Annotated in this window: 13 protein-coding genes; 6 read left to right on the top strand and 7 right to left on the bottom strand. The window is 52.6% G+C overall.

Going from position 1 to position 16,661, the window contains the following annotated elements; translation table 11 throughout:
• The first annotated feature begins 18 nt into the window (after positions 1 to 18).
• Together HNV11_RS03105 and HNV11_RS03100 are read left to right on the top strand one after the other, a co-directional pair.
• Positions 19 to 504, top strand: coding sequence for a MarR family winged helix-turn-helix transcriptional regulator (locus HNV11_RS03105; RefSeq protein WP_171738264.1), 486 nt, complete (start codon positions 19 to 21; stop codon positions 502 to 504).
• Positions 505 to 569: 65 nt separating this feature from the next.
• Positions 570 to 1,925, top strand: coding sequence for an NAD-dependent succinate-semialdehyde dehydrogenase (locus tag HNV11_RS03100; protein ID WP_171738263.1), 1,356 nt, complete (start codon positions 570 to 572; stop codon positions 1,923 to 1,925).
• A gap of 2 nt (positions 1,926 to 1,927) precedes the next feature.
• On the opposite strand, the gene HNV11_RS03095 is transcribed toward HNV11_RS03100, so the two are convergent.
• The 4 genes from HNV11_RS03095 to HNV11_RS03080 all read right to left on the bottom strand — a co-directional run bounded on the left by HNV11_RS03095 (position 1,928) and on the right by HNV11_RS03080 (position 8,198).
• Positions 1,928 to 3,823 carry a sensor histidine kinase gene (locus HNV11_RS03095; protein WP_171738262.1) on the bottom strand — a complete coding sequence of 632 codons (1,896 nt, stop codon included), beginning with the start codon at positions 3,821 to 3,823 and terminating at the stop codon, positions 1,928 to 1,930.
• Between the two features lie 434 nt (positions 3,824 to 4,257).
• The gene (locus tag HNV11_RS03090; RefSeq protein WP_171738261.1) at positions 4,258 to 6,216 is read right to left on the bottom strand and encodes a sensor histidine kinase; all 1,959 of its coding nucleotides are present in this window, start codon (positions 6,214 to 6,216) and stop codon (positions 4,258 to 4,260) included.
• Positions 6,217 to 6,305: 89 nt separating this feature from the next.
• Entirely contained in the window at positions 6,306 to 7,766 is a 1,461-nt protein-coding gene (locus HNV11_RS03085) for a Gfo/Idh/MocA family protein (protein ID WP_171738260.1), read from the bottom strand.
• Positions 7,767 to 7,901: 135 nt separating this feature from the next.
• Positions 7,902 to 8,198, bottom strand: a complete 297-nt coding sequence (locus HNV11_RS03080) for an SCP2 sterol-binding domain-containing protein (protein ID WP_171738259.1) — start codon at positions 8,196 to 8,198, stop codon at positions 7,902 to 7,904.
• Between the two features lie 139 nt (positions 8,199 to 8,337).
• Here HNV11_RS03080 and HNV11_RS03075 point away from each other — a divergent pair, with 139 nt between their 5' ends.
• The 3 genes from HNV11_RS03075 to HNV11_RS03065 all read left to right on the top strand — a co-directional run bounded on the left by HNV11_RS03075 (position 8,338) and on the right by HNV11_RS03065 (position 10,963).
• The gene (locus HNV11_RS03075; protein ID WP_171738258.1) at positions 8,338 to 8,790 is read left to right on the top strand and encodes a hypothetical protein; all 453 of its coding nucleotides are present in this window, start codon (positions 8,338 to 8,340) and stop codon (positions 8,788 to 8,790) included.
• Positions 8,791 to 9,149: 359 nt separating this feature from the next.
• Entirely contained in the window at positions 9,150 to 9,521 is a 372-nt protein-coding gene (locus tag HNV11_RS03070) for a BlaI/MecI/CopY family transcriptional regulator (protein WP_171738257.1), read from the top strand.
• A complete protein-coding gene (locus HNV11_RS03065) occupies positions 9,518 to 10,963 on the top strand; it encodes a M56 family metallopeptidase (RefSeq protein ID WP_171738256.1) in 1,446 nt (481 codons plus the stop codon). Before HNV11_RS03070 ends, HNV11_RS03065 begins: the two co-directional genes overlap by 4 nt.
• A 44-nt stretch (positions 10,964 to 11,007) precedes the next feature.
• On the opposite strand, the gene HNV11_RS03060 is transcribed toward HNV11_RS03065, so the two are convergent.
• From HNV11_RS03060 to HNV11_RS03050, 3 genes are all read right to left on the bottom strand, one after another.
• Positions 11,008 to 14,298 carry a M4 family metallopeptidase gene (locus tag HNV11_RS03060; RefSeq protein ID WP_171738255.1) on the bottom strand — a complete coding sequence of 1,097 codons (3,291 nt, stop codon included), beginning with the start codon at positions 14,296 to 14,298 and terminating at the stop codon, positions 11,008 to 11,010.
• A gap of 12 nt (positions 14,299 to 14,310) precedes the next feature.
• Positions 14,311 to 14,814 carry an FAD-binding oxidoreductase gene (locus HNV11_RS03055; protein ID WP_240163734.1) on the bottom strand — a complete coding sequence of 168 codons (504 nt, stop codon included), beginning with the start codon at positions 14,812 to 14,814 and terminating at the stop codon, positions 14,311 to 14,313.
• A 185-nt stretch (positions 14,815 to 14,999) separates the two neighbouring features.
• A complete protein-coding gene (locus HNV11_RS03050) occupies positions 15,000 to 15,509 on the bottom strand; it encodes a SixA phosphatase family protein (RefSeq protein ID WP_171738254.1) in 510 nt (169 codons plus the stop codon).
• 418 nt (positions 15,510 to 15,927) lie between these two features.
• On the opposite strand from HNV11_RS03050, the gene HNV11_RS03045 reads away from it, so the two are divergent.
• On the top strand, positions 15,928 to 16,575 hold the full coding sequence (locus HNV11_RS03045; RefSeq protein WP_171738253.1) for a response regulator transcription factor: 648 nt from the start codon (positions 15,928 to 15,930) through the stop codon (positions 16,573 to 16,575).
• The last annotated feature ends 86 nt before the right edge of the window (positions 16,576 to 16,661 follow it).

The following is a 16,661-nucleotide window of genomic DNA, read 5'->3' as shown; positions in this document are numbered from 1 at the left end:
TTTTTATACTTTGCCAGTATGATCGTGGAAACAGACAAAAAGAACTTTGATTTTAACCAGTTCCGAGCTATCCGGGGTCGGTCAATAGGCCGGTTGTTGTGGCGGCTAAAGCGGTACATGGATAATTTCGTTGAGCCTCGTCTGCACGCGCTGGGTTACACAAACTTCAAGATGAGTTATCTGATGGTCCTGGCGCATATTGACGAAGGAGGCATTACGAATAACGAACTGGCTAAACGCGCCTGCGTAACGAAGCAGATGATGAGTAAACTTGTCAGCCTGCTGGAAACCGATGGGTATATTCACATAGAAAAGAACCCAACCGACTCGCGGTCGAGCGTTATTTTCCTGAACGAACGGGGAAAAGAGCTATTTATAGCCCTGCGCGACTGCATGCAGGAAGGCCGTGACCGGTTCGATGCTATTGTTGGCCACGACCGGATGGAACTGGTCATTGATACAATGGTCGAACTCGTGACCGAACTGGAGAAAGACGAACAGTAGCGCGAAAAACCGGTTTACGAGAAAGGAAAACACTTCGCATCGCCTATCGGAAGCCGTCCATCGTTATGTTTTCGTCTATCAATCCTTACAACCAGAAGAAGTTAAAAACCTACCGCGCCGACAGTCCAGCCGTCATTGAGCGAAAACTTAAACAAGCCGACCGGGCCTTTGCCGACTGGTCGGCTTTGTCGCTTCAGGAGCGCCTGGATGCATTACGCCGGGTTGGCGAGCACCTGACAGCCAACAACCAGCAGCTTGGCGCGCTGATCACGTCTGAGATGGGGAAAACCCTGAAAGAAGCCGTGGCCGAGATTGATAAATGCGCGCTTTCCTGCCACTTTTACGCCGATCACGCAGCTGAGTTCTTAGCCGATCAGACCATCCAGACCGAAGCGCGCTCCAGTTTCATTACCTACCAGCCCCTTGGCCCGGTGCTGGCCATCATGCCCTGGAACTTCCCATTCTGGCAGGTTTTCCGATTTGCTATACCGGGACTGATCGCCGGTAATGTTGGCCTGCTCAAACATGCTCCCAACGTATTTGGCTGTGCGTTAGCGATTGATGAGGTCTTCCGGACCTGCGGCTTACCGGAAGGCGTTTTCCAGTCGCTGTTGATTGACGTTGCGCCCGTTGATGGTCTGTTGAAAGACCGACGGGTGAAAGCCGTTACGCTTACGGGCAGCAGTCGGGCCGGGGCTTCCGTGGCGACGATTGCCGGCAGTCAGATTAAAAAATCGGTCCTGGAGCTGGGGGGTTCGGATGCGTTGCTTGTGTTGGCCGATGCTGATCTGGAAAAAGCCGCCGAGACCGCCGTCCGGTCCCGTATGCAGAATGCAGGCCAGAGCTGCATTGCCGCCAAACGGTTTATTGTTGAAAAGGCCGTTAAGAAACCCTTCACCGAACTTGTGCTGCACTATATTGAACAGATCCGGCAGGGCGACCCAACCGACGATGACACAACCATGGGGCCTATGGCCCGGCTCGACCTGGCGGATTCCATTGAACGACAATGCCGTCAATCGGTTGCCAAGGGAGCGAAACTGCTCACCGGCGGTAACCGAGACGGGTGCAATGTGCAGCCGATGCTGCTCCACAAAGTGAAACCCGGAATGCCAGCTTATGACGAAGAAACCTTTGGGCCCCTGGCCGTTCTAATTGAAGCTAAAAACGAATCCGACGCCGTTCGGCTGGCCAACCTGTCCGACTTTGGCCTGGGCTCGGCTATCTGGACAGAGGATATAGCTAAAGCAGACCGACTGGCGCGCCAGTTACAGGTTGGCTCTGTATTTGTCAACGGCCTGATGCGGTCCGATGCCCGGGTGCCCTTCGGCGGCATTAAGCAATCAGGTTTCGGACGCGAACTGTCGGAGATCGGCCTGAAAGAATTCGTCAACGTAAAAACAGTGTGGATTGAAGGGTAACCTCAAACCGGTAGCGTAATCCGGTGAAGCATTCCTCCGGTCGGTTTACGGCGGATCTCGAATTCGCCCTGCAAGGCCTCTGCGCTGGTCTGAATATTACGCAGCCCGATGCCTTCGACCCGCTCTACAATTGCGGGATCATAGCCAACGCCGTTGTCAGCGATTGTCAGCAGAAGATTGCCATTCTGGCGGTATAGTTCTATATCAATCAATGATGCATGGGCGTGTTTGAACATGTTGTTCAGGAGCTCTTTAGTCATTTGATAGACCGTCTGCTCGACAACGGCTGTCATTTGCCCGATGTCTCCGTGCGTAAAATTAATTTCAGCGCCAGACTGTACTGCCGTTAGTTGGGCGACTAACTGTTCCAGACTCAGGACCAGGCCTTGCGCTCGCAGGTCGGCAGGCATGAGCGCATGCGACACATCCCGAATATCACGGCTAATCCGGTCGACATCCTCAATAAAGCGCTTAAGCTGCGGTCGGGGCACTGCCCCATTCTGGTCTGATTCAATCTCCAGCTGCATTTTCAGCACGGCCAGTTCAGGCCCCACCCCATCGTGAAGCTCCCGGGCCAGGCGGGCGCGCTCGGTCTGTTGGGCCTGCAGGGCAAGCTGGTTTTGTTGCCGGAGCGCGTTTTCGCGCTCATCGCGATACGTTTTAAAGCGGTAAATCAGACCAAATAGCAGAACGACGGTTTCAAATACGACGGCAAAAATATAATCGTTGATCCGGATATGGGTATAATTCTCATTGGGCATGAGCCAGCCTAAAAATTGCTCCAGGCTAATCAGCAGCAAGGGGGTAAATGCCAGCAGATAAAGCTGAGCTACCGAAACGCTTTCCTGTAAACGCAGTCCTTTAATAACCGTACTGAGCGTTAGGAACAGGATAAGGGCATAGACCAGACGAATCAGGCCAACCAAAATCTCGAAGGCAGTCTGTTCGGCTGTCGTATCAATTGTTCCGGTAAATAAACCAAAGACGCCAACGACGCCAGCCAGCCCTCCCCACGCCAGCAGCGTGAATCGGCTCCAGCGGCTGTACCAGCCCGTCTCGCTCTTTTTGATAGTTACAAAGGAACGTACGAACAAAAAATTACTTCCAGCGCTCAGCAGCATAAGAATTTGACGGGTATGATTCCCGCCAATGCCCCAATCGGCATTAAAATATAGGTTTTCCAGCAGCCCGGCCGTGCTAAGCAACGCGCCCGACTGAACCAGGATGTAGAAGCTATAGAATAAGTAAATATTCTGCCGGTGTACAGCAAATACAAACAAGCTGAAACCAACCGCAAACAGAAGCCAGCCAACAATCAGGCCCCAGATCATTGTTTCATTCAGATCGTGTAACCGGAAGGCTTCCGGTTGCCAAAGCCGGACCGGTATCACCAACATACCTGCCTCACGGCGAATCCGCACGTATACCTCTACGGACTGGCGGCCCGGGAAGCTGATAGGTAACACGAAATTCCGATGCACGTAAGGGCGTTTTATGGCTGGAATTCGCCAGCCCAGTTCGGGAACCACCAACTCAGGGCCTCGCTGACTAATGACGTACGCGCTAACGGTCTCCAGGTATGGGTAATCGATTTCCAGTAACATAGGCAATGAGCCGCTCTCGACATTTTCGGCCGTAAACCGTAGCCAGATCGTCTGATGGTTCACCAGGCTAATGGGCGTATTTACAGCTTCGAATTGATAGCTCCGGGATTCTCTGACCAGATCCTGAACTGATAACTGGTTGAGCGGATCATTGAGCACATACAATCCCTCTTCAAATGAGATCTGTTGGGTAGTATCTGAAAGTTGAATAACGGGCGTTGAAGCCCGGCTATTCTGCAGATGGCCAAGTAATCCCAGCAGTGTACACAATAGCAAACGACCAACCGGACCCATGGGCGTAACGGATCATAAGTCAATTTCGGGTAACAAAATTTAAGAGCTGTTAATTAGGCAGTTACATAGATATTGTGTAAACGGCAAACAATTTTCAGGGGTCTTAAAAATTACTCCTTAAGGAGTATGACTCCTTGCCAAAAATAAGTTTGTTTTGATACGGCAATAATTCAGGAAGCGGTTAAAAGTAATTTGTTTCCGTACGAACTACCCCCCTTTTTAGAGAAATATTTTAATAATTCGTATTTTTTATACTAACAAACCAATACTCCATACCAAAAATCTACTTAATCAACCTTTTTACTAATCCATACCTTATTAATCTACTTGTCAGTGATACGATTAAACCTTCCTTCTGTACTGCTGCATTAGCGGGAATCGTTCTACACGATTCCCGCTTGTGTTTTAGGTTGATTAACCATTGTATGCTTCCTTTAAACTTCTACCTCTACGGTTGTTCCGTCTTCGGCAAAAACGCGGAATGTGCCGCCCAGCTCGCGGGCACGGGCCTGCATATTCTGCAGTCCATAATGGTTTTCGTGCATAGCGCCGTTAGCCCAGGTGAAGCCCCGTCCATTGTCGCGAATTCGCAGGGTGATATGACCACCGGACTGAACGCCTAATTGCACCGTCGCCGTAGTAGCGCGTGCATGTTTCATAACGTTGTTCAGCGCTTCCTGCACAATCCGGAACAGATTCAGGACCTGCGCCGAGGTGAGCCGCTGAGTTTGTGAGCCCGTTACCACGACATCTACGTGTAAACCATCCGCTTCGTGGACGTAACGGTTGATATACTGATTTAAGCGCTCGGAAAATTCCTCAACGGTAAAGCTCTCCTGATGGATCGCCCAGATCGTCTCGCGCAGAAGCTTTACGGCTTCGCGCGTATGTGTAACGATGGTTCGTAACTGCCCGGCCCACTCCCGCCCATTGCTGACTGGGTGCTTTTCGGCCTGATCGCTGATGTGCGTCAGATTGGTGACTACAAAGGCCAGATGTGCCCCTACGTTATCGTGCAGATCCCGGGCAATCCGTTCTTTTTCAACGAGCAGACTGTTTTTCATGGCCAGCGTCTGGACTTCTGCTTCATAGGTCCGCTGCTGCTGCCGGGTGCGCTCCTGCATGAGCCGTTCCGTCTGGTCGCGGTCCAGCTTGTAGCGGTAAGCCAGTCCAAACGTCAGAGCGAGCACTTCGAACAGAGCTGCCATGCCGTAATATGTAAAATCAGCAACGGGTTCATAGGTTGGGATTATTCGGAAGTTAGCAAACACCTGGCCAAGATTCAGCGCGTAGAACGGCGACACCGCCACCAAATACAACCAGGCCTCCCGAACGTGATATCCGCGAACAATACTAACAACAATGTAGGCGACAATAACCGGCATCGGGAACCAGTAGAATACCGAAAAAATGCGCATGAGCACCAGCTCGGCCGTTGGCGTCAGGGGCCAGAACCATTCGGCGGTCAACGCCAGCAGACAGAACCCTCCGCACCACAGCACTACCGTCCCGGCGGTATGCCAGCGGTAGGAAGGCGTATGGCGCAGGGTCAGAAACGAGCGAACAAACAGCAGTTGAGAATAAAACAGAATCAGTGGGAACAGAAAATAAACGTTTTGCCTAGGCAGCCAGAATTGCGTCTCAAAGGCAAACTGGTTCATAAAACCATCGTTGATAAAGAAGAAGCCCAGCAGACCAAACAGACAAAGGATATATTTTGAATAAATGCGATCGAACGTAGCCAGAAAAAAGAACAGGCTCACGATTGCCACGAACGACAACGTAAACAGTACCCCGCCCCAGAACAGATACCCCCGCTGGACGACCGATTCATAAACCGATTCACGAATAAGTTTGATGGGCACAATCTGCGTTCCGCGCCGTTTGAGCATCCGCAGGTACACCGTTACGTTCTGCCGGCCCCCCAGCGTAAAGGGAAACCAATAGTGACGATGCTGCCGAAGCCGCTCGTTAACGGGCGTTTTCCAGCCAATGACCGGCGAGGCAGATAAGACTCGATTCTGACCATCAACCACAAAAAGCTGAAGTTCGTCGAAGCACCAGAAGTCGATCTCCGTAAGCCAGGTCTGTGGCTGCGGGTCAGCGTTCTGCACCCGAAAACGTAACCAGACCGGATTGGCTGCTTCAAGTCCTGTAACATACCCAAAGTTGGGGACGGGGGTAGTAACGGAGGAAAAGGCAGCCTGAATTTTCGGTTGCAGCACGTCGGATACGGTGCGGATATGGGTAGAATCCTGAAAATAAACCAGATGGCCTTCCAGCGATACCCCATCACTGGCAGAGGCCAGCCTGACAACCGGCTGGGCCGATACATGCAACATCAGCAGGCAACTGCCCAGCAGCAGAAGGATCGATTGCGGCCAATTGTTCATGATAGGTCAGGAATACCGTTAAGGTAAGGGGAGGCCACTGCAAAGCAAGAAGTAACAGTTGAGGGCGGTTCCCACGCCCTCAATCGCATTTATAACGTATAGCCACCATTGTACTGCCGCTTTACGAACTGGTTAGCGTAGTCAAAATTGGTTATCCGCATTGTCTCGCCATCCCAGAGGAGCTTTTTGCGACCGGGGAATTTGCCGTCTTCGCGCGCCAGATACGAGCGCGTAGCTAGATTACCCATCAGCACGGTTTCGGTGAGCGGACCGGCTTCTTCAAAGGGCGAGGACGTATAGGCACCGTGGCCCTGCTTACAGGCTTTTACCCATTGCTGCTGGTGACCCTCGGTTTTGCCTTCTACCAGCGGCTTTTCGGGGGCGGGCAGAGCTTTATCGGCAAACTTACTAGCAGGCAGCAGCTTTGGATCGTTGCCAAACAGCCCGCCCGTCAGCATACCTTTAGTGCCGATAAACAGCATTCCGCCATTCTCATCCCGGAATACATCGCTGTACTCAATCCCTTCGGGCAATTGCGGGCGGATGCCGCCATCGAACCACGAGAACTTGATTTCTTTCACCTTCCGGTCCTCGGATGGAAACGTCAGGTGGATAACCGACGATGGAGGGCATACGTCGTCATAGAACGCTTCTTTAAAGAAATCGGAATAGACCGAGCCCACACTGCATTCGACGGAGGTTGGGTATTTGAGTCTGAGCGCCCGGAACGGAACATCGATAAAATGGCACCCCATATCGCCCAACGCACCGGTACCAAAATCCCAGTATCCGCGCCAGCGGGTTGGCATATAGGCTTCATGATACGGACGGGCGGGGGCCGTACCGAGCCAGAGGGGCCAGTTCACTTCCGGCGGTACGGGCTGCGATTCGCCTTTGTCTTTTGGCGACTGAACGCCCTGCGGCCATACGGGGCGGTTGGTCCAGCAATAGACGGTATGAACGTGCCCGATGAGCTTATCCTGAATCGCTTTTTCGATAATCCGCGTGGCGTCGCCCGAACTCCCCTGGTTACCCATCTGCGTAACAACCTTGTATTTGCGGGCGGCTTCGGTTAGCATCCGGGCCTCATAGATGTCGTGGGTTAGTGGCTTTTCGACGTAAACGTGCTTGCCGAGCTGCATAGCTGCCATCGCAATAGGCGCGTGCATATGGTCGGGTGTGCTCACAATGACCGCGTCGAACGTTTTACCTGCTTTGTCGAGCAGTTCGCGGTAATCCTGAAAATAAGGAGCGTTGGGAAACTGAGTCCGGTATTTTTTCGACTGCCGGTCGTCTACGTCGCAGAGGGCCACAATATTGTCGGAGCCGTTGTTGAACGCATGCCGGATGTTCACGTCGGCTTTGCCACCACAGCCAACAGCCGCAATATTCAACTTATCGGACGGGGCAATAACGGGTGAGCCATCGGGCCGTTTGCCGCCCAATACGTGGCGCGGAACAATCGTAAAACTTCCAGTGGCGGCTGCAACAACGGCCAGGGCACCCTGTTTTAAAAACTTTCGGCGAGAATCCTTCGAGAGCGGGGTCATAGGCAGGAAAAGTAAAAAAAGTTATATAAAATCCGTATAATTCCACAAAAGCCCGGTATGAAGCGAAGTTAAGCATTAACTTATTCCGCACAACACCGGGCCTTCGCCCATTTAACCGCCTTTTGTCTGGTTGTTCTAGGCCATTACCTGACCCATTTTCATAGCAATGCCCATATCGCCTTTCACCTTGAGCTTGCCCGACATGAACGCCATCATGGGGTTCAGATCGCCGGTGCCCATACGAACGAGGTCGTTTATACTGACGTAAAGATCGCAGTCAGCCGGTTTATCATCGTTCGAAACCACAGCGGGCGATTGTTTGGCATCAATGTACACTACACCCTGATCGGTTACGATTTTAGCCGTGGCGTTGAGGCTATCGGCGTGCGTGGCTTTGGTCCGAATCTGGTCAGTTAGTTCTTGTAAGGTCATGCTTGTAGGGAGTTCGTTGTTTTTAGAGAAACTCTGGCACGAAAATAAGGTTTTCCGGAAGGGTGGACAGACGGTCCGCCCTTTTAATTCTAACTTCGGCGGTTGAATAACGGAGGCTCTCCATTCATCCTGGTTTCTTATGCGTTCCCAATTCCTGACCCTGCTGTGTATTCTTACGTTCTTAAGCTGCGCCTGGAGCCTGACCGACGCCATCGTGTCGTTTGTACAGACCAACGACGTCGCGCAGACGTCCTATATCCAGCGCTCCTATACGCCAGAGCAGCAAAAGAAACTTCCCAAACAATACTTTGAAGACCGTTCATCCAGCGATGGCCCTATGCCCGGTGATCCCGAACAGATCCGGTCACTGTCAATTGCGCAGTTCATTTACGGCTTACTGACGCTCATCGGGGCAGCGCTCATGTTCCGGCTGCGTAAGCTGGGCTTCTGGGTTTACGTAGCCGGGGTCTTGGCCGGTCTTGCCCTGCCAGTTGCACTTGCCGGTTTCAGTGCCCTGCACACATCATTCGGTGTTTTCTTTAGTATTCTGTTTGCCGGTCTGTACGCGCTGAATTTAAAAGACATGCATTGATCAACCGCCCAGCTTTTCGCTAAATCTTATATGCTCCAACAGAAGGTCCTTCATACCATTGTTCTGAGCAGATTCCTCAGACTGTTAAAGCTAAACAGATGTCTGAGCGAATATGCGCATTCGGGATCTCATCAAAGCCAAAGGGATTCAATTGATTAGCTACAAAGATTTAAAGAAATAATCTCCGACGCAGTACGCCTTTACGCAGAGCCATAGCCTGATTATCATAATTTTTTCGTGTGTACGTAATGCCGGACTAAAGTGCGGCTTTTTCTAAAAACATAATAACTAAAATATTAGTTGTAAAACTAAATTATTAGTCATACCTTTCTGAACTCAATTTTCATTACGTCCAAACCATGCAGTTACGCGAACTCACCAAAGCCGAAGAAGAGATCATGCGGGTGCTCTGGCAGCTTCAGAAAGGCTTTGTTAAAGACGTGCTGGCCGAATTACCCGAGCCGAAACCGGCCTATAATACCGTCTCGACCATCGTCCGGATTCTGGAGAAAAAAGGGTTGGTTGGTTACACCGCCTATGGAAAAACGCACGAATACTTTCCGCTCATTACGGAGGAGCAGTATCGCCGGTTCCAGACCGAGCAATTAATGTCCAACTACTTCGACAATTCGCTCAAGAAGCTGGTCTCCTTTTTTGTGCAGGAGAAAAACATCAGCCTGTCTGAAGCCGACGAAATCATCAAACTTCTTAATAACCAAAAAGACCAATGACCGCCCTCTCCTATCTCCTGACGGCCAGTCTGTATCTGGTGCTGTTTTACGGCTGTTACTGGCTGCTGCTGCGCCGAAACACGTTCTTCGGCCTGAACCGGGCTTACCTGCTGGCATCGGTTGTGCTGTCATTAGGGCTGCCGTTGGTCAGACTACCGAACGGAACGGCCGAGTCACTGCCCGTTGGCACGATCACCTTATCGACCTTTGTCGTCGGCGGTCACGCGCCTGCGCCGTCTGACGCGCTGCTTATGAACCACTGGCTCTGGCTGCTGTACCTGGGCGGAGCCGGGGTTATGTTGGCGCGGCTGGGCCTGCAGCTGTGGGCCATTTTCCGGCTTATCAACTCTGGTCGGCGCGAGCGATACCGGTTGTACACCCTCGTTGAACTTTCGGACGATCGAACACCCTCGTTTTCCTTCGGTCGGTATCTGGTGCTGAACCAGTCGGATGCTCTGACCCGCCCCGATGCTTTGCTACGGCACGAAGAAATCCACATTCGCCAGCGCCATACCCTTGATATCCTGTTTGTGGAGATGCTGCGGGCCGCGTTCTGGTTCAATCCAGTGCTGTGGCTGTATAAACGCTCGTTGCAGGAAGTGCATGAATATCTCGCCGACCGGGCGGTTGCGCAATCAGTTTCACGCCCGGACTATGCCCGCCAGTTGGTCGCCTACGCGCTCAACGTTCCCTCGGCGGCTCTGACAACGCCTTTTGTGTCTGTTTCAACCCTAAAACAAAGAATCGTTATGCTCCAGAAAACCCAGTCCAAACGCCGGGCGCTGCTTGGCTATGCCCTCGTGCTACCCCTGGCCAGCCTGCTAACCCTCTGCACCCAACCCGACCGCGAGCCGCTTCAAACCGCATCTGAACGAACCTCGTCGGAGGCATCGGCCCGAATAGCCGCGAGTGTAGAAGGTGAAATCTTTACCGTTGTCGAGAACCAGCCGGAATTTACGGGAGGTATAGAAAAGCTTTATCAATTTCTGGGGGCAAACATCCGTTATCCGGAAGCGGCTCAAAAAGCGAACGTGCAGGGCCGGGTATTCCTCCAGTTTGTTGTCACTAAAGAAGGCGATGTTGCGAACGTAAAGGTTTTAAAAGGAATTGGTTACGGAGCTGACGAAGAGGCCGTTCGCGTCCTGAAAGCCATGCCTCGCTGGCAACCTGGCACTCAGAATGGCCGCGCGGTAAATGTGCAGTATAATCTTCCAATTAATTTCCAGCTTGACGGTCCTGATGAAGAATCGATCAGAGCAGTAGGCCCTCCGCCACCGCCCCCGGTTCCAGCCAATGACGCATCGGTGCTGAACGACGTAAAGCGGTTTATGATCAATGGCAAAGAAGCCAGCAAAGCCGAAGTCAGCGCACTTTCGCCGAATACTATTCGCCGGGTCGACGTCGATAAAAAGCAGAGGCTTATCGCTATCACCACGAAATAATACAGGCCCGCGCCGGAATCAGGTTTCGGCGCGGGCCTGTCAACTTACTCTTTCAGAATTTTCCGGGTTGCTGTACCGCCAGGCGTCTGAATCTGCAGCAGGTACAGCCCCTTTGGCAACTGGCTGACATCGAGCGTAACCTGACGCTGGTGGTTGAGGCCGGTGGACTGAGCAGCCACGGCTCCGCTGCTCGTACGTAACGTCAACGATTCGATGGTTTGCGAACTGGGCAGCTCCACCGTGAGCGTCGTGCTGGCGGGATTCGGATAAGTCAGCAGGACATCGGTCCAGGTTGGTTCGAGGGCCGTTACGGTCAGTATGGTAAAGGACTGATCCACCGGCGTAGCGGCATAGAACTGATTATTACCGTCCTGATAGGCCCGCACCGTTACGGTTCCCGCTCCGGTAAACTTCAGGGTGTTGCCGCTCAGCGTAGCCGGACCGCTGCGGACAACGAAGCTAACCGGCAGGTTCGACGAACAGCTTGCTCGCAGGAGCAGGTCGCCCTGGTTCGTGTAACGGTCGTCAATAGCGTCGAACGTAATGGTCTGGGCCGCTTTTGTCGGCAGGGCACGGGTAGCCTGGGTGTACCAGACTGGCCATTTTGCGCCCGTGTACAGCACCGTTGCCTCACCCGCTGGCGACAGTTTATCGGCCCCCAGATTAATCCCAGACACTTCCTCTCCATCGTCCGATTCGGTATTGAATACGAGTTTATTATCCAGTCTTGAATAGCTCGGGAAGCCCAGCGTATTGTTCCGGTACACGCCTTTCAGATCGCCCTTGCTCAGGTCTGTAGCCACGACGTAATAGATGTCTTCACTTTCGTTGAAGTAATCGAACGCGATGATATTCGACGAGTTTTTGGCGAACGACGGATTGCCTACGCTTTCGCCCTCATCCAGATTGGCAAACAGCTTCTCGATGTTGCCTTTGGCAAAATCACCTGCTTTGTTATCCCAGACGTTGATGAAGCCTACGTCCCAGTAATTGATGGCGTCGCCATTCGGGTTGTTCAGGGCATTGAAGGCGTCATACACGACGTATTGGCCCGAAAAGTCCCACTCAAACGAGTCGGCATACTCTACTTCACCCGTTGAGACGCCTTCCGTATAGGTCGGATTATAGAGTTTGAACTTCGCCCACTTCTTTTTGGCAAAACTATAGATGTACATTGAGCCGTCTTTGTCGGCCGTCAGGGCGGCTAACCGGCTGCCGTCTTTCGAGATCGCTACGTTGTCCCAGATGGTTTCGTTGGAAACGATCGTTTCGGATGCGACGCCGGTCAGATTAACGGCCCGGATGCGCTTGTCGGCAGAGACGTAAAAGGCAAGCTGCCCGTCGTCGGTTACGCTCGGCCGGTGGAGGAGCGCTGAGTTGGTTTTCGGATCGAACTTCGCCGGTTTGACGTTCACGTTGGTCGAGTAAAGCTTCGATTCCTCTACATCGGTCAGCAAGAGAAGATCCTGCCCCGAAGCCACCGGAATTTCGGGTTTTTCGTCGGGGGGCGTCTGGGTATCTTCCATAATACCAACGGCATCAAACGCCTTCTGGGCAGCCGTCACTTCCGCGCCGGGCGTTCCGAACAGGTCAGCCGTGGCTTTGATGACGGCCAGCCGCAGATCCAGAAACTGCGAGGTGCGCACCAGATAGGTAGTCAGCGCGCGGTAATAGACTTTCTCGGCCTTTTCTTTCCCAACCGCCGTCGCGAATTTATAAAAGGCAAAGTTGGCAATGCCGCTGTTGATATGGACACCGCCATTGTCTTCCGTAGTGGTAACGTACTGCGCCATGGTAGCGGGCTGGTAGCCATTCGGATCATTGGCTTTCCCGCCCTGATTGGGGTTGGCCATGTTCCGCACAACCCCCGACGGAAACAGCTTCGTCGTGGCAATATCTTCGCCCACGCCCCAGTCGTCGCGGTCGATCATCACCCCGAAAACGTCGGCCATCGACTCGTTAATTGCGCCGGACTGGTCTTTGTACTGGAGATTGGCCGTGTTCTGGATAACGCCGTGGGTCATTTCGTGGCCAGCTATATCGAGGGCGCCGGCAAACGGTTTCAGGAGCCGACCGTTTCCGTAGGCCATGATTTTTCCGTTCCAGTACGCGTTGTCTAGGCCTTTACCGTCCTCGTCGGTTACGTTAACAACGGAGATGATTGTTCCGCCGTTTCCGTTGAGACCGTTGCGATTAAACGTAGTCCGGTAATAGTCGTAAGCCAGTCCGGCACTGTAGTGCGCCGAAACCGCCGTGGGCGACCAGTCGGTATTATTGGCCGAACTGATTTGAAACACTTGCATCGAGTCGCTCCGGCTGTTGCGGGCGTCTGTCGTCCAGATAGCTCCTACCGGGTCGTTCGGCATTTTTGAGTTCGTGGCGTTGAACATGGGCCGGGTAGCGTCGATCAGATAATACTTCGTATCCTGCTGATAGGTCTGGAACGAGCGCGTGGTGCCGTGGAGGTCTTTTGCCGACGATTTGATCAGGCCCGTAAACGAACAGGTGTGGTTGTATTTGTCCAGAATCTCGCCGGTCAGTGCATCAATCATATACTCCCAGCGTTCGAGCAGATTCGGCCGGACGGTAAGCTGATAGGCCAGCCGGGCACCCTGTTTCGTCGGAAAAACGCACAACTCGCCCTCCGACGGACTCATGTTCAGCAGGTTATCGCCGAATGTTCGGACGCGCGATGTCTTTCGAACATCGGTAAACGCCCGCGCTGACGCTTCGGCCAGAGCCAGTTTAGGCGTTTTTACCAGGTCAGCAGGCACGGGTCGGTAACGCCCGTTCAGCAGTGTTACCTCGGTGCCGGTCAGGTGCGCGACCAGTTCAGACCCATAAACCGGTAGGCCCCGGTGAGTCTGCATCAGCCGTACGTGCGTCTGGCCGAGGTCATCGGTTTCGGTGCGGGTAATGGCCAGACTCGATTCGGGCTTATCCAGTTTAAGCATACCCCGCACCTGTCCGATGAACTGATACGTTGCCGAAGCAGCCGCAGTTGCCGACACTCGGGCACCCCGATTTTTTAAGGCTTCGGCGGCAGCACGCTGGCTAAGCTTTCGCTCGATATAAACCGGCAAACCCGTGGTGGAGTCGCGCACCACTCGCAATCGTAACGGCTCAACCGACAGCCGCGCTCCACCGGTAGCCAGAAGTGTCCGGGGAGCAGTCTTATCCGTTGGGACAGGCACTATCTTCGCTCCCAGCCGCTCGGCGAGTCCTTCGGAAGGAAGGCCCGTTTTATGCTTGCGCGCAAAGCCGGACGGTGACGACTGCTGCCCCAGCGCCGTGGCAGTCGTCAAAAGAGTTAGCAAAAGGAAAGATGCTTTCATACCAGGAAGGGTTTATTTCAACCGCGCCGAAGCGGGGATTAGAGCCATGAACGAGTTGTAGAAGGCGGGATAGGACGTAGGCACCGATTTGCCCGGATCACCCCAGGTTACCTTGTAGGCCTGTTTGCCTTTCTGCCACTGCACGAACTTGTAGAGATTACCGGGGTTGTCGAACCGGGTAGTTTTGATCCTGCACCGGGTTTCGGCCGTCATGAACAGACGCTTAGTATCAGTCGCTTTCTGCCGGCCGATAGACGTAAAGACCGTATCGCGGCTGCGCTTTCCAAACAGTCGACCGTCGTCCAGCAAAAAATACGTCGTTGAAAAACCCGTAGCTCCGCCCCCGCTGCCCACTATGAGCTGACGCCCCTTGTAAGTAGCCGGTGTACCGGCTTTCGCCGTTTCAGAAGTAACCACTGGAGGTACGTTGCCGGGAGTGGGCTTGCTTTGCGCCAGGCTGAACAGCGAACTGGTCAACGCATACATAAAGGCGGGGAGTAGGAATAGTCGTTGCATCGGCTAAAGATTTGGCAGTAAAGAGGTTAACGAAGGTACATACCGCCCCCGGCGTCATGAATATTCATGACGTATGAGCTGTAAAAAGACCTTCGTCAACCGTTAGTAAATGGTAATCAACCGTACCGTCGGGGAGCCTTGCCGATGCTTAAATCATCTAAAACGATACGGGTTTCCGGGCAGAATCAGGGAGGAGTGGGGTGCCCATACGTTTTTTCGGTAAGGAGAACGGATTTGCCAAACGGCGTCCGGCGAATCCTGACCTGAAATAGATTATCAAAATCGCCGGATGCAATCGTCGAAAGCGTCGGCGTAACCCCCAATCCTTTCGCAATATCCAGGATTGTGTTACTGTGTCCTACTACGAGTGCCTCTTTCCCGCGAATGCGCTCAAGACGCTGCACAATTGCGCTGGTCGGACTGGCGGGGTAACTAACAATTGGTAACCCCAAACGCTGCGACAGGGGCTGGGCGGTCTGGCGGGTCCGTCGATAAGGCGTGGTGAAGATGGAATCGATGCCCCGGTTAGCCAGGGTATCGGCCAGCACAACGGCCCGTACCTGCCCGGCCTGACTTAGATGAGTCGAATCAGATTCGTCTACTTTTTCGGCGTGTCGAACAATAAAGACCGTCGTTGTCGAGCAGCTGGCCAATAAGAGGATCAGCAGCGTGTAGCACAGGGAGCGTAGGCGCATTTTTATAAATAATATAAATCACTGCAACGATATAAAAAGGTCCTGACAGCGGCTGAAGGCATTTTCTAGATAGTTTAACGGGTCTTAAATGGATTACGCGCTAACCACCTTTTCATCAATCAGTATTTCCTACCAGCCGATTGGCCAATAAAAACGGGCTGTAGGGTTTACCCTAAGTTTTCACAAAATCGGGTTTTCCCTATTCTTTTAGCGGCCACATCAATCCTAATTTTGCTTAACAAAATTCTATTTAACTATTTCTTACAAGTAAATAGTTAAACAGTCATAATCAACAGGGGCGTTTAAACGAAGCAACTGATATGCGGTAATTCTGTTCGGGTTACCGGAATTAGTTAGATTTTCTATGTGTTTATCGGTTATTCATTGCTTCATTCAAAACAAGAAACTCAGCAGGTAAATGATACGGGTGCTGATTGCAGACGATCATAACGTTTTCGTCGAAGGAATTGCATCGCTCATATCGGGGTCCTCTGAGATAGAAGTGGCCGAGCGCTGTTACAACGTAGCATCCGTGGTTGAGTCGCTGGCGCGGACGCCAATCGACGTCGTGTTGCTTGACATCTCGTTCCCTCAGATTGACGATGGCCTGGGACTGTGCGAACGAATCACGCGCAACTATCCCCAAACAAAAGTAGTTGCCCTGACCATGCACGACGACGTCAGTCTGATTAAACGGGTAGTAAAGAAAGGTGCTAAGGGGTACCTGCTGAAGAATACCACCAAAAACGAACTGCTGCAGGCTATCCGGACCGTCTACCAGGAAAAGCAGTATTTCAACGATACCATCATGCACATTCTACTGAGCGACGAGCCCCGGCTTCGAAAGCCCGCAGCCGGTGCCGGCCTAAAGCCGAACCTGACGCCCCGCGAGTCGGAGGTGCTGACTCTGATTGCCCAGGGAATGACTACACAGCAGATGGCCACGCAACTGTTCGTCAGCGCCAAAGCAGTTGAGTTTCATCGCAGCAGCCTGCTGATGAAGTTTGGGGTTCCCAACACGGCTCTGCTGATCAAGACGGCCATGGAAATGCAATACATTGACTAGCAACTGGTTCTACTAAAACATCTGGGATCATTACCATTGGGTATCTAAAAAATCATAGCTGTTACGTTTTTAGAAATAGACTCATA

Source organism: Spirosoma taeanense (assembly GCF_013127955.1).
Classification (GTDB): domain Bacteria; phylum Bacteroidota; class Bacteroidia; order Cytophagales; family Spirosomataceae; genus Spirosoma; species Spirosoma taeanense.
The sequence above is the reverse complement of the archived record's forward strand: the minus strand, read 5'-3'. Positions and strand labels throughout refer to the sequence as shown.